General features: G+C 41.9%; 12 protein-coding genes and 4 tRNA genes. All 16 read right to left on the bottom strand.

Annotated features, from left to right (window positions below; all coding sequences use genetic code 11):
* Positions 1-2 precede the first annotated feature (2 nt).
* The 16 genes from yycF to AC1DVB_RS11200 all read right to left on the bottom strand — a co-directional run bounded on the left by yycF (position 3) and on the right by AC1DVB_RS11200 (position 13,002).
* Positions 3-710, bottom strand: a complete 708-nt coding sequence (gene yycF / locus AC1DVB_RS11275; protein ID WP_034316131.1) for a response regulator YycF — start codon at positions 708-710, stop codon at positions 3-5.
* Positions 711-991: 281 nt separating this feature from the next.
* A complete protein-coding gene (locus tag AC1DVB_RS11270; RefSeq protein WP_477589264.1) occupies positions 992-2,410 on the bottom strand; it encodes a peptidoglycan DD-metalloendopeptidase family protein in 1,419 nt (472 codons plus the stop codon).
* 409 nt (positions 2,411-2,819) lie between these two features.
* Positions 2,820-2,892 (bottom strand) — tRNA-Phe (locus AC1DVB_RS11265).
* A gap of 29 nt (positions 2,893-2,921) precedes the next feature.
* A tRNA-Asp gene (locus tag AC1DVB_RS11260) sits at positions 2,922-2,997 on the bottom strand.
* A gap of 23 nt (positions 2,998-3,020) precedes the next feature.
* A tRNA-Glu gene (locus AC1DVB_RS11255) sits at positions 3,021-3,092 on the bottom strand.
* 8 nt (positions 3,093-3,100) lie between these two features.
* Positions 3,101-3,176 (bottom strand) — tRNA-Lys (locus AC1DVB_RS11250).
* 278 nt (positions 3,177-3,454) lie between these two features.
* Positions 3,455-4,747, bottom strand: a complete 1,293-nt coding sequence (locus tag AC1DVB_RS11245; RefSeq protein WP_034316136.1) for an adenylosuccinate synthase — start codon at positions 4,745-4,747, stop codon at positions 3,455-3,457.
* 281 nt (positions 4,748-5,028) lie between these two features.
* Positions 5,029-6,393 carry a replicative DNA helicase gene (gene dnaB, locus AC1DVB_RS11240; protein ID WP_034316139.1) on the bottom strand — a complete coding sequence of 455 codons (1,365 nt, stop codon included), beginning with the start codon at positions 6,391-6,393 and terminating at the stop codon, positions 5,029-5,031.
* Between the two features lie 140 nt (positions 6,394-6,533).
* Positions 6,534-6,983 carry a 50S ribosomal protein L9 gene (gene rplI, locus AC1DVB_RS11235; protein WP_034316140.1) on the bottom strand — a complete coding sequence of 150 codons (450 nt, stop codon included), beginning with the start codon at positions 6,981-6,983 and terminating at the stop codon, positions 6,534-6,536.
* Positions 6,980-8,950 carry a DHH family phosphoesterase gene (locus tag AC1DVB_RS11230; RefSeq protein ID WP_053536992.1) on the bottom strand — a complete coding sequence of 657 codons (1,971 nt, stop codon included), beginning with the start codon at positions 8,948-8,950 and terminating at the stop codon, positions 6,980-6,982. The genes rplI and AC1DVB_RS11230 overlap by 4 nt, the downstream gene beginning before the upstream one ends.
* A gap of 41 nt (positions 8,951-8,991) precedes the next feature.
* Positions 8,992-9,939, bottom strand: coding sequence for a YybS family protein (locus AC1DVB_RS11225; protein ID WP_477589261.1), 948 nt, complete (start codon positions 9,937-9,939; stop codon positions 8,992-8,994).
* Positions 9,940-10,176: 237 nt separating this feature from the next.
* Positions 10,177-10,416: a 30S ribosomal protein S18 gene (gene rpsR / locus AC1DVB_RS11220; RefSeq protein ID WP_053348323.1), complete on the bottom strand. Its 240-nt coding sequence runs from the start codon at positions 10,414-10,416 to the stop codon at positions 10,177-10,179.
* A 48-nt stretch (positions 10,417-10,464) separates the two neighbouring features.
* Positions 10,465-10,989 (bottom strand): single-stranded DNA-binding protein, encoded by a 525-nt coding sequence (gene ssb / locus AC1DVB_RS11215; RefSeq protein WP_057278276.1) that lies wholly within the window; start codon positions 10,987-10,989, stop codon positions 10,465-10,467.
* Positions 10,990-11,058: 69 nt separating this feature from the next.
* Positions 11,059-11,343, bottom strand: a complete 285-nt coding sequence (gene rpsF, locus AC1DVB_RS11210; RefSeq protein ID WP_034316153.1) for a 30S ribosomal protein S6 — start codon at positions 11,341-11,343, stop codon at positions 11,059-11,061.
* Positions 11,344-11,537: 194 nt separating this feature from the next.
* Entirely contained in the window at positions 11,538-12,638 is a 1,101-nt protein-coding gene (gene ychF, locus AC1DVB_RS11205) for a redox-regulated ATPase YchF (RefSeq protein ID WP_034316156.1), read from the bottom strand.
* A gap of 166 nt (positions 12,639-12,804) precedes the next feature.
* Entirely contained in the window at positions 12,805-13,002 is a 198-nt protein-coding gene (locus AC1DVB_RS11200) for a DUF951 domain-containing protein (protein ID WP_034316158.1), read from the bottom strand.

Below are 13,002 nucleotides of genomic sequence, written 5' to 3'. Positions count from 1 at the left end.
AACTACTCCTGTTCAGGGTTACGCAGGTAATAACCGACCCCTCTTCTAGTTACAATCCAGCCAGGATGGCTTGGATTGTCTTCAATCTTCTCACGAAGACGTCTGACCGTTACATCGACCGTCCGTACATCACCAAAATAATCATAGCCCCACACGGTTTGTAATAAGTGCTCCCTTGTCATGACCTGACCGATATGCTTCGCTAAGTAATGAAGCAACTCAAATTCACGATGCGTCAATTCTATCGTATCACCGCGCTTGGATACCACATAGGCATCCGGATGGATAGTGAGCGTGCCTATCGTAATTTCCTTCGGTTCATTTTCTTGATCGGGAACCGGAACAGCTTGCTGACGTCTAAGGTTCGCCTTAACGCGGGCAATTATTTCCCGGGTACTAAATGGCTTTGTCACATAGTCATCTGCACCAAGCTCCAATCCTAACACCTTATCTATCTCCGAGTCTTTTGCCGTTAGCATGATGATCGGGGTTTCATACTTTTTCCTTACTTCCCTGCATACTTCCATCCCATCGCGCTGAGGCAGCATGATATCAAGTAAAATCAAATCAGGTTGCCGTTCTTCCACCATTTTGAGAGCTTCATTGCCATCATAAGCACAAAAAACTTCGTAGCCCTCTTTTTTTAGATTGAATTGTAATATATCAGCAATTGGCTTTTCGTCATCCACTACCAAAATCTTTTTATCCATGTACTTATCTCCTTTTTAATAACTGAACTGAATCTATTAAAAACCGTGTCCTTATCCGGGACCTTATTCACTTTTCCTTCTGCTTGCACAAAGCTTCGCAACCTAGTTTCGGCAAAGTTACATATATATACCCAATAAAAGGGGCTGAACACCGGAATGAAAGCAAATTGTCTCTATTCTACTTTATCATTTTATAGGCATTAAATCACCTTTTTCCTATTATTCTCATCTATTAATAAAGCAGAAGAAGTCTTCGAATAATTTTCGAAGACTTCCATCAATTACTGACTTATATAGTTTAGCGGATTAACGAGAGACCCGTTTTTATATATTTCAAAATGGAGGTGGACACCGGTCGAGTGACCTGTTGAACCCATCATGCCAATTTTCATGCCTTTTTCAATCTTTTGTCCCGCTTTTACATCTATTGAATCCAAATGGGCATACACTGTCTTATACCCATTATTATGATTGATCGTTATCTTATTTCCATATCCTCCGGAATTCCCGGCAGTTTCGATGATCCCATGATCTGCTGCCGTTATGGTCCTGGTGGCTGGCCTTGCAATATCGATACCTTTATGAAGTTTCCCCCAGCGCTGGCCCTGCTTACTGGAAATATAGCCCCCATCTGCAGGCCATGAATATGTACCGCTGCCCTGTGAAGGTATGACCTTGGTGCCTTTTCTGGTGATTTCCGTTTTCGCTTCTTCCGTGACTTCTTTTTTTACGATCGATTCACTGATTTTCTTTCCATTTGTTTCAGATACATTATAGGTGAACGCAAGAATCCCCTCATTCCCCATTTGTTCAGTAATGAGTTCGCCCTTTGGAAGTTCGTCATCCTCCTTCACTTTCTTTTCAAAAGGAATTCTCTCTTCCTTTAATACTTCTCTTTCTACCATTACGTTCACATAGGGGGTACGTTGGGTCACATAGAGACGCTCGCCCTCTTTAACACCTTTGTCCTCATCCTGTCCCGGATTCAGCTCCAGCAGTTGATCCAGGTCCATATCATGGCTATTGGCAATGGCTTCAAGATCTTCATCTTCCTTAGCCTCATAGATCGTCGTTTCTTCCTTTCCTTCTTCTATCATGGAAAGGGTTTTATCGACACTCTTGATTTCGTCTGGATATACCATTGTCTCTTTAAACGTAACGGGAAGTGAAAATTCGATATCCAGAATTCTGCTTCCTGGCTCTTTTAACGAATCGGCATCTTTTTCACTTTCTTTTTTACCTGATTCGTATTCAGCATATTCCTCTTCATTTACATATAATAAAGTGATTTTCTCCAGAACGTCCTCTGCATCTTCCTTTGACGCAACATAAGCGACCGCCTGGTTATCTATGTCGATTTCATACGCCTCGGCCTTCACATTCAACTGATCTTGAATTCCCTTAACAGCCTGATCCTCTTTAACATCTTCATCGAATACCTCTTCAGGTACGAACTTCAGCTGTGTCTCCTTATCGAATGTTAAGTCAGGATAATCTTCCTGTGCTTCCTCTACCTTATCGGCTACGATGTTTTCGATTTCCGTTTCATCCGTCACACTGCCGACGAACTCATCATTAAGATAAACATGCTGTATGGTTGTAGTTTCCGGTATCCCAGCAGCAGTTACCCGATTGCCCGCAAGCACCAAAATGACGGAAACCATCAACAGGATGATCCCCTTGCCTTTTGAGCTAAACATATATTGTCCTCCTTAACGGCTCAGTCACCAATTAAGAAACTAATCAAATTTATTTGAGATTTATTAGTCCAATTTAAATATCCAGATGCTTATGACTGATTTCTATAATGATTTTTATCACTCATAACTCTACCATATTAAGAAAAAAAACAAGAAACAGACTTCATAATGTAATAGAACTGTATAAATGGTGACAACATGTACCAATAGATATGGTAATGGGGACAGTTCAATAAACTGCGGAAAAAGGAGTGGGCCTAAGCCCAGCAAGGGTAAAAGCGAGTTATATTCCGAATTGGCCGAAAATGGTATGTTACAAATCGTTAACAATCTATTAACAAGATTTCATTCATAATCCTCTGGATGCATAACAAAAAAACGCCCTAAAGGAAAGGCGTTTATACAAGGATGGCTCAGGACGGAATCGAACCGCCGACACAAGGATTTTCAGTCCTTTGCTCTACCGACTGAGCTACTGAGCCAAATATTCTATTTTAGAATAAAAATAAAATGGCGGTCCCGACGGGAATCGAACCCGCGATCTCCTGCGTGACAGGCAGGCATGTTAACCGCTACACCACGGGACCAGTAAAGCATATATATAAAGAAGTGACCCATACGGGATTCGAACCCGTGTTACCGCCGTGAAAGGGCGGTGTCTTAACCGCTTGACCAATGGGCCGAAAAAAATGGTGAGCCATGAAGGATTCGAACCTTCGACCCTCTGATTAAAAGTCAGATGCTCTACCAACTGAGCTAATGGCTCGTTCTAATGAAATGTTTCTTTGCTGGATGTTAACTTACCATCTGCAGCTTGTTAATGGCTTGTTCTATTGTGACGACGCTTTTGATAATATCATGGTTCTTATAGTTTAGGCAATAGTTTTTTGAAATAAAATTATTTTTTTCTTATCTTTTTTATTTTCCCTATAGTTTTTATCTACATTCACTCGGTATCCCGGACCTCCCGAACGTGACATATAATGCATCGATCTTAAAAATGAAAGAAGAGCCGGCAAAAAAAGCCAGCTCCTTTTTCATGAATTACGCTAGACGCCAAGGGCTTCTCACGACATTTGTTTGGTTACGGTCAGGACCGACAGAGAAAGTGGTCAAAGGAATGCCTACCAATTGAGATACGCGCTCTACATAGTGGCGAGCGTTCTCTGGAAGCTCATCCAATGATTTGCAGCCTGTGATGTCTTCTGACCAGCCTGGCAGCTCTTCATAGACTGGTTTACATTCGCCAATCGCTTTCAAAGTCGCTGGTACCTCATGAATGATTTCGCCTTTGTATTCATAGGCCACACAAATTTTGACCGTATCAAGACCTGATAATACGTCAATCGAGTTCAATGATAAATCGGTAATCCCGCTGACACGGCGAGCATGGCGAACGACAACAGCATCAAACCAGCCTACACGGCGCGGTCTGCCTGTAGTTGTACCATATTCACGGCCAATTTCCCGGATTTGGTTACCGACTTCATCATGCAATTCTGTAGGGAAAGGACCATCGCCCACACGGCTTGTGTAGGCTTTACATACTCCAACCACATGGTTGATCTTCGTAGGACCTACACCAGAACCGATTGTAACTCCACCTGCAACCGGGTTGGAAGAAGTGACGAATGGGTATGTTCCTTGATCGATATCAAGCATGACACCTTGTGCCCCTTCGAATAATACCCGTTTTCCTTCATCAAGTGCGTCATTCAATACAACGGATGTATCACAAACATATTTCTGCACTTGTTGTCCGTACTCATAGTATTCTTCCAAGATATCTTCGATTTTGAAACCTTCCGTTTCATAGAAGCGTTCGAACATACGGTTTTTTTCGACAAGATTTTGAGACAATTTTTCCTCGAAAATTTCACGGTCCAAAAGGTCTGCCATGCGGATTCCGTTACGAGCAGCTTTGTCCATATATGCAGGGCCGATTCCCTTTTTAGTTGTTCCAATTTTGTTGGCGCCTTTACGGTCTTCTTCGACTTCATCCAATTTGATATGGTAAGGAAGAATGACATGTGCACGGTTCGAGATACGAAGATTATCCGTACTCACCCCATGGCTATGTAAATAAGCAAGCTCCTCTACAAGAGCTTTTGGATCAACTACCATACCGTTTCCAATGACACAAATCTTATCACTATAAAAAATCCCTGACGGAATTAAATGCAGTTTATAGGTAACGCCGTTAAATTTAATTGTATGCCCTGCATTATTCCCACCTTGATAACGAGCGATGGCTTCCGCATTCTGGGATAGAAAATCTGTTATTTTACCTTTACCTTCGTCTCCCCATTGTGTACCGACTACTACAACTGATGACATCTGAATAAAGCACCTCCAAAGGTTCACGTAATACCGATCATTAACCGGTTCTTATCAAACAAACCTATTTTATCAATAATCCAAACTGGAAGTCAATACAAAATCCGAACAATACACTTTTTAAAAAATTCTTTGTTCGTAAATATGAGAAATTTCTTTCCGGTTTTTTTAGGATTGTCAAACATTATTGTACCCTCTGATTTCTTTTTCTATTATCATTAGGGCCTTTCTTTTTCCCGAAACAGAGAAAGCCCGCCATTGCATGAATGGCAGGCAGTCCCCTATGCGCCGGGAGACATCGAATCATCATCGAAGCGGCGTTCGAGATTGACGAATTTATTATATTCTTTTACGAATGCAAGCGAAACCGTGCCCACCGGACCATTACGCTGTTTCGCTATAATGATTTCAATGATATTTTTATTCTCGGATTCTTTATCATAATAATCATCACGGTATAAGAATGCGACGATATCAGCATCTTGCTCGATACTCCCGGATTCCCGGATATCAGACATCATCGGGCGCTTATCCTGACGCTGCTCCACTCCCCGCGATAGCTGGGAAAGGGCGATGACGGGCACTTTAAGTTCCCGAGCAAGCGCTTTGAGTGAACGTGAAATCTCGGATACCTCTTGCTGACGGTTGTCGCCTGAACGGCCATCGCCTTGAATTAACTGCAGGTAATCGATCAATATCATGCCAAGGCCATGTTCCTGCTTCAAACGACGGCATTTTGAACGGATTTCACCAATCCTGACACCTGGCGTATCATCGATATAAATGCCGGCATTCGACAAGCTTCCCATCGCCATCGTCAGTTTACGCCAATCCTCATCAGTTAAGGAACCTGTCCGTAAATTCTGGGCGTTGATATTCCCTTCAGCACAGAGCATACGCATAACGAGCTGCTCTGCACCCATTTCAAGACTGAAAATCGCTACATTCTCCTCCGTTTTGGTCGCAACGTTTTGAGCGATGTTCAATGCAAAAGCGGTTTTACCAACCGAAGGGCGGGCACCAACTATGATGAGGTCATTACGTTGGAACCCCGCTGTCATTCGATCCAGTTCAGCAAACCCTGTCGGTATTCCAGTGACATCCCCTTTACGGGTAGTCAAAATTTCTATGTTATCGTAAGTCGCAACCAATACATCCTTAATATTTTGAAAAGACCCGGAATTTTTACGCTGGGCCACTTCCATGATCGTTTTTTCTGCTTCACCGAGCAGCTCCTCGACCTCGTCCTCGCGACTGTAGCCTTCCTGAGCGATGTTCGTCGCAGTCCGGATCAAACGGCGCAGCAATGACTTCTCCTCGACGATGCGGGCATAATATTCAATATTGGCCGCGGTAGGCACCGATCCGGCCAATTCACTTAAATAAGAAACCCCGCCAACTTCTTCAAGGTTTTTTGTCGCAGCCAATTCCTCTGTCACCGTAATCAAATCGACAGCTTTTCCTTCGTCATTCAATTTAAGCATCACATTAAAGATCTTTTGATGAGAGCTTCTATAAAAATCCTCCGGAATCAAAACTTCCGATGTTACGGTCAATGAAGAGGGCTCAAGAAAAATGGCTCCTAGCACAGCCTGTTCAGCTTCTATATTTTGAGGTGGAATCCTATCCTGAAATTGTTCTATCATATCTTAAAACCTCCCATTCTAAGAGGATACCTTTTATATGTTTCTAGTAAAAAAGAAAAAAGTGAAAGGACAACGTGCCCAATCACATTTTTCGTCTATCTCTATTTTATCAATTTTTCACAGATATGAAACAGCTAAAATTAGTTAATTTCTTTCACATGCACAGTCAGTGTTGCAGTGACTTCAGGATGAAGCTTCACCGGAAGCTTTGTATGCCCTAAAGTGCGGATGCCTTCAGCAAGCTCCATTTTACGTTTATCAACCTTGATACCGTGTTTTTTCTGAAGCTCAGATGCAATTTGTTTAGTCGTGATGGAACCGAATAAACGCCCGCCCTCACCGGCTTTGGCAGATAGTTCAACCGTTAATTTCTCCAGCTGCACTTTCAATTCTTCAGCCTGCTGCAGCTCTTCTGCTGCAAGTGATTCTTCTTTATTTTTCTGTGCTTCCAAAGTTTTCACGTTTGAATTATTTGCTTCAACGGCCAATCCTTGTTTAAGCAGGAAATTATGTGCATAACCATCCGCAACATTTTTAACTTCCCCTTTTTTCCCTTTACCTTTAACGTCTTTAAGAAATATCACTTTCATTCTTTATATCCCCCTTCTAAATATTCATCAATAGCTGCTTTCAATCGACTTTCGGCTTCATCAATGGAGCATACCTGTTGAGTGGCGGCATTCGTTAGATGTCCGCCTCCATTCAACATTTCCATGATCACCTGTACATTGATATCACCAAGAGAACGCGCACTTATCCCCACCGTATCATCAGACCGCTTAGCCATTACAAAGGAAGCGACAACGCCATCCATCGTCAATAGGGTGTCCGCAGCCTGAGCAATGAGCACCTGATTATGAACCTGATCGGTTTTTGCCGCGGCAATGGCAATTCCCTTTTTATAAAAGATGACTTCTTCAATGAGCTTCGATCGTTTGATATAGGTGTCCACGTCTTCTTTTAAGAATTTCTGGACAAGTACCGTATCAGCTCCATGCGCCCTTAGATAAGAGGCTGCATCGAAAGTACGTGATCCTGTTCTTAAGGTGAAGCTTTTCGTATCGACGATGATACCTGCAAGAAGCGCCGTCGACTCCAGCATATCAATTTTTGAGCGTTTCGGCTGATATTCAAGCAATTCGGTCACAAGCTCTGCCGTTGAAGATGCATATGGCTCCATATAGACGAGTAATGAATTTTTGATGAACTCCTCACCCCGCCGATGATGGTCAATAACCACAACCTTATCGATTCTATTCAATAACCGCTCTTCAATCACCATGGAAGGTTTATGGGTATCGACCACAACCAGCAAGGTCTCATCCGTAATCATTTCAAATGCGTCATCAGGTGTTATGAACCGGGCATACAGCTCTTCTTTATTTTTGATTTCCTCCATTAGACGAAGGACACTGCTGTCGAGCTGCTGGGTGTTTATGACAATATAGCCTTCACGTTCATTCATTTGGGCAACTTTCAAGATGCCGATCGCTGAACCGATTGCGTCCATATCCGGGTTTTTATGGCCCATGACAATGACTTTATCGCTATCAAGGACTATATCCTTCAAAGCATGGGAAATCACACGGGCACGGACCCTCGTGCGTTTTTCCATCGGATTGGTTTTGCCGCCATAGAATTTAACTTTTCCATTCGCTTGCTTTATGGCCACCTGGTCACCGCCCCGCCCTAAAGCGAGATCCAAGCTGGACTGGGCAAGCGTACCTAGTTCCGGCAAGGATGACACGGCCGAGCCGACCCCGATGCTCAAGGTCAGTGGTACATTTTGCTTGGCCGTCGTTTCCCTGATTTCATCCAAAATCGAGAATTTCCCCTTTTCAAGCTGCTGAAGGATATGCTCATTAAAGACAGCGATGAATCGTTCCGAGGAAACCCGTTTAAAGAAAACGCCATTATCCCTTGCCCACTTATCGAGAAGTGAGGTAACCAAGCTATTAATGCTGCTTTTACGCTGATCATCCATACCCTGTGTCAAATCATCATAATTATCAAGAAGAATAATCGCAATTGCCGTTCGCTCATCTTCATATAATTTCTCAATTTCCACTTGCTCCGTCACATCAAAAAAGTAAAGAAGCCTTTCATCACGCTTATGGACCACCTTGAATTTCCGATCGTGGAGCGTAAGTGTCTCTGTCTCGATCTCTTGCTTGATTAACGGTACTATCGAGTCCGCAACATCGTATAGCGATCTTCCTGCCAAGGAATCCTCACTAAAACAAGAAGCCAGGAATGGATTGGTCCATTCAATGTAATAATCCTCATTAAAGAGCATGATCCCAATCGGCATTTCCAATAACGCTTCCTCGCCCACCTTCTTTAAACGGTAGGATAAAGTCGTTATATACTCTTCTGTCTTCCGTTGCTTTTTTTCTACCATTCTTAATGTTAAATAAAATAAACCAGCAAGAATCAATAGTCCAACAAGTGCAATAACCCAATTATAATAAGCCAGTACGCCCAAAAGTAAAACGACTGCGGCCAGCACCCCATACAATGGGGACTTAATCGAGTATTCTTTCAAATAAGATGGCATAGTTTCAGCTCCTAAAAGCATCTGTTTTACAAAAAAGTCTTCTATTCCTTTTTCTTGATTGTCTCCCTAAAAGGAAAGCCTAAATCTATTATACCTAAAAATCGGACGGCCGTCGTTATAATCGGAATCGGCAGAAGCAAAGAAAAAACCACAATTAAAACAGGTATCGCCTTAACCCATGACTTAACATGAGCGATATAGAATATCAGGGAATATCCTTGTAATAAAATGAAGAACTGCAGTATGAAAAATAGGTTCGTTATGGCCATATATACAAAACTGTTCTTGTCCGTATTCACAAAAAGAGCAAGAAGCATCGTAATTAAATAATACCATAAAAGGCTTTTCGGGAGTCGCAGATCTCGAAAATGAGGCCATTTTAACGCCTTATCACTGAACCTCTTCACAATGGGATGCGCTGCAAAGAAAATCAATAAAACCATGATGACGGACATCAAGACGAACAAACTTGGCATCAGCGTGTTCATCATATCGATCGATTCATACATCCGCTTTTTGACTTGTTCCGTCGGTGCCTGTCCAAAGGTATCCATGATGCCGATTGAATTTTCAATGGACCCCTCAAGAATGTTCATCGATTCTTCTATGTAATTAACATCCGTAATCAAAACTGAAGCTGCATACATTAATAAAATGCCCCCCAGAAAGACAAGGACTGCGCATATGAACATAGGTGCCATCGGTTTGTCCTTTTTCAAAAAATAGCCGATCGCAATTCCCGTTGCCCCCATGAGCAAGGTCAGCGGAACAGACAATATCGTCCCGATGAGGATCGACAATAACGAGGCTACAAATAAGTAACCAAGGCTCCACGATAACTTTTGTTTGATTGTGACCAGTATGAATGGAATGGGTAAAAAGAAAGTAGTGAAAATACCCAATAGTGGGATTTGAATGGTGATGAACAATAAAATGCAATATAGTGCCAGAAGTGCTCCGCCCTCGGCAATTCGTCTCCCGCTATTCATCTTTATTTCACCCCCTGTTATGATTGATGTCTTATCTCCATCTTTATATTGTATCCGTTACGGCCAGGATATTTCAAACATCACAGTCTTTTTTGGGATATGATTATTTTTTCTAAGGAAAACGCGCGGATAACTTCCTTCTGAAATAAAAAAAAACCGCAATTCAGCAGTTTTCAGGCATGAGCGATAACATATAAAAAAGGCACATTAAGGATAACTCCTCAACGTGCCAATTTATTATTCACCAGATACGTATGGTAGTAATGCCATAGTACGTGAGCGTTTAATAGCAATCGTTAATTTACGTTGATATTTAGCGCTTGTGCCAGTTACACGACGTGGTAAAATTTTACCGCGTTCTGAGACGAATTTTTTAAGAAGATCTGTATCTTTGTAATCAATTTTAGTGATTCCGTTAGATGTGAAATAACAAACCTTTTTACGCTTACCGCGTCCTTTACGTCCACCCATTGCCATAATATATTTCCCTCCCTGCTTTTTTGAATTTTCATTTTAAACGGCTGTTTAAAACGGAAGATCGTCATCTGAAATGTCGATTGTTTTACCGTCATTTGCAAATGGATCATCATCTACACGAGTGTAGTTGTTATTGCTTCGTTGATTCTGATTAGGATTTTGTCCATACGAATTGTTGTCATTTCCGTTATTACCATAACTTCTTTGACCTCCACCGTAAGAACCGCCTTCATTTCTTTCACCCGCTGAACTGCTTCGTGGTTCAAGGAATTGAACGCTCTCAGCCAGAATCTCCGTCACATATACGCGTTTGCCGTCTTGTCCTTCATAATTACGTGTTTGGACACGTCCATCCACGCCAGCTAAACTGCCCTTTTTCAAGAAGTTAGCTACATTTTCTGCCGGTTTACGCCAAACTACACAGTTAATGAAATCCGCTTCACGTTCACCTTGCTGATTCGTAAAACTACGGTTGACAGCTAAAGTAAAGGTAGCTACGGGAACTCCATTAGGTGTATATCGTAATTCAGGATCTTTAGTTAAGCGTCCTACCAAAACTACGCGATTCATCATCAGAATCAACCCCTAGGTTTCAAGCTTGTTTCATGTGAAACAAGATTAGAATTTATATTAATTATCGAATTAAACTTCTTCTCTAGTAGCCATGTGGCGAATAATGTCTTCACTGATTTTAGCTAGACGATCGAATTCTTGAATCGCAGCACTTTCAGCGTTAACTTTAAGAAGCATGTAGTAACCATCACGGAAATCATTGATTTCATATGCTAGACGGCGTTTACCCCATTCTTTTGCTTCTACTTCCGCACCATTATCAGAAAGGATTGTGTTGAAACGTTCAACTAAAGCTTTTTTAGCTTCTTCCTCAATGTTTGGACGGATGATATACATAATTTCGTATTTTCTCATCACTGTCACCTCCTTTTGGTCTAAGCGGCCCAATTGGGCAAGGAGCAATTATTTATAATTACTCACAAGATAAAATTATAGCATAGTTAAAGAGGCTTTGCAACGAACGGTTCGACTTATTACAATTAAATGTAATCTAATGATTTAAGTCTATAAAAAAGACCCTACATATGGAATGGTAGGGTCCTTTATTCTTATACGTTGAAACGGAAATGGATAACATCGCCATCGTTAACGATGTATTCTTTACCTTCCAAACGAACTTTACCCGCTTCTTTTGCGGCACCATGACTGCCCGCTTCAAGTAAATCGGTATAAGAAACCGTTTCGGCACGAATGAAACCGCGTTCGAAGTCCGTGTGAATGACGCCGGCACATTGAGGGGCTTTCATTCCTTTGCGGAATGTCCAAGCCCGCACTTCCTGTACGCCAGCTGTAAAGTATGTTGCCAATCCAAGCAGATTATAAGAAGCACGGATCAACTGATCTAGACCTGACTCCTCGATGCCAAGTTCAGATAGGAACATTTCCTTTTCTTCACCTTCAAGCTCTGCAATTTCTTCCTCGATTTTGGCACAAATCACGATTACTTCAGCATTTTCCTTAGCGGCATATTCACGAACTTGCTGTACATATTCATTATCGTCAGCATTCGCCACTTCATCTTCGCTCACGTTCGCCACGTAAAGCGTCGGCTTAGCTGTAAGTAAATGCATGCCCTTCACGATTTTTTGCTGTTCTTCGGTAAACTCGACGGAACGTGCAGGCTTTTCATCTTCCAATGCTTCTTTTAAAGCCACAAGGATTTCATGTTCTGCCACAGCGGCTTTATCTTTTTGTTTGGCCATTTTTCCGACACGGTCGATGCGTTTGACAACAGATTCCAAATCGGCAAGGATCAATTCAAGATTGATGACCTCGATATCATCGATTGGATTTACTTTTCCGGAAACATGGGTAATGTTATCATCTGCAAAGCAACGGACGACTTGACAAATTGCATCCACTTGACGGATATGGGAAAGGAATTTATTACCTAAACCTTCTCCTTTACTTGCCCCTTTTACAATCCCGGCGATATCCGTGAATTCAAATGCTGTCGGAACCGTTTTTTTCGGTTTTACCAATTCAGTCAATTTTTGCAGACGGTGATCTGGCACTTCCACAATCCCTACATTCGGGTCGATCGTACAGAAAGGGTAGTTGGCAGATTCCGCACCTGCCTGAGTTATTGCATTAAATAAAGTGGATTTACCTACGTTAGGCAAACCGACTATACCAGCTGTTAAAGCCATTTATATTTCACTCCTTCAAGATGATTCGTACATATGGGAAAAGAACTGATCTTCTATAAAGACCATCCAATACCTAAACCTTTCCCAATTATAGATTTCGCTTCCTAAAAAGACAAGTAAATCATAAGAAACGCCGGACTACTTTCACTCCAAAAAAAAAGCATGATCACTCCTCATGCTTTTGCAGAACTTTTTTCATTTTCTTCGCGAATTCACGTCGAGGCAGCATCACGCTATGACCGCATCCTTCACATTTTATCCGGATATCCATTCCGAGCCGTATAATTCTCCACTTATTCACTCCACAGGGATGTGGTTTCTTCATTTCCACAATATCCTTAAGTGCAAATTCCTTTTCTTCCAT

It is taken from the genome of Peribacillus sp. P4_D6, from assembly GCF_056401795.1.
Note: the sequence above shows the minus strand (reverse complement) of the source record. Positions and strands in the feature narration are given on the sequence as shown.